2 tRNA genes and 1 rRNA gene are annotated in these 1,004 nt (G+C 43.3%); all 3 read right to left on the bottom strand.

The features are described 5' to 3' along the window. A 23S ribosomal RNA gene (locus DXD68_RS23985) occupies window positions 1-302 on the bottom strand; the annotation flags it as partial. Between the two features lie 163 nt (window positions 303-465). Continuing rightward, window positions 466-539 (bottom strand) — tRNA-Ala (locus DXD68_RS23990). Between the two features lie 91 nt (window positions 540-630). After that, a tRNA-Ile gene (locus DXD68_RS23995) sits at window positions 631-704 on the bottom strand. Window positions 705-1,004 lie beyond the last annotated feature (300 nt).

Below are 1,004 nucleotides of genomic sequence, written 5' to 3' on the forward strand. Positions count from 1 at the left end.
CCACGACGTGGTCCTACAACCCCGGTATTGCCTAAACAATACCGGTTTGGGCTCTTCCGCGTTCGCTCGCCACTACTTGCGGAATCATTTTTATTTTCTCCTCCTATGGGTACTTAGATGTTTCAGTTCCCCACGTTCGCCCCTCTTACGAGGTGACAGGCCTTCAACCTGCCGGGTTGCCCCATTCGGAAATCCGAGGATCAAGGATTATTTGCATCTCCCCCCGGCTTATCGCAGCTTATCACGTCCTTCATCGCCTCCGAGAGCCAAGGCATCCACCGTCTGCCCTTGCTTACTTTCTTTTTTCCGGTCACATCTCTGTGAATCGGATTGATATATCTTCAGCTTGCTCTTTTTCGTTACTTTATTTTACGTTGTCCATCATGTCAAAGATCTTTTTCAGTTGACAGTTGACAAGGCACAGTTGACAGTTTATCAACTATTTTGTCTACGTCTTCCGATGTGTGGAGAATAACGGATTCGAACCGTTGACCCTCTGCGTGCAAGGCAGATGCTCTAGCCAGCTGAGCTAATCCCCCGTTTTCAATTGAAAATTGATAATGGAGAATTGAAAATTTTACGTCGCAACTAATTTTCAATTTTCAATTTCTAATTTTCAATTCTTTAGAGTAGTCCCAGGCAGAGTTGAACTGCCGACCTCTACATTATCAGTGTAGCGCTCTAACCAACTGAGCTATAGGACTGTCAACTTTGCCTTGGTTGCCCTCAGCATCATTTTTCTCTCTTACCGACGTTTTGCATCGGTAGATCTATATTGTATACATATTCAACTGTAGTACAAGTTAACTAATACCTTTAGTCAACCTGATAACGAATCCTTCGCTCCAAAAAGGAGGTGTTCCAGCCGCACCTTCCGGTACGGCTACCTTAACTTTGCCTTGGTTGCCCTCAGCATCATTTTTCTCTCTTACTTACTTTTTATCGTAAGTATGATCTATATTTTATACATATTCAACCGTAGTACAAGTTAACTAATACCTTTT

The organism is Parabacteroides sp. TM07-1AC, assembly GCF_003480915.1.
In the GTDB taxonomy this organism is placed as follows: Bacteria; Bacteroidota; Bacteroidia; order Bacteroidales; family Tannerellaceae; genus Parabacteroides; species Parabacteroides chongii.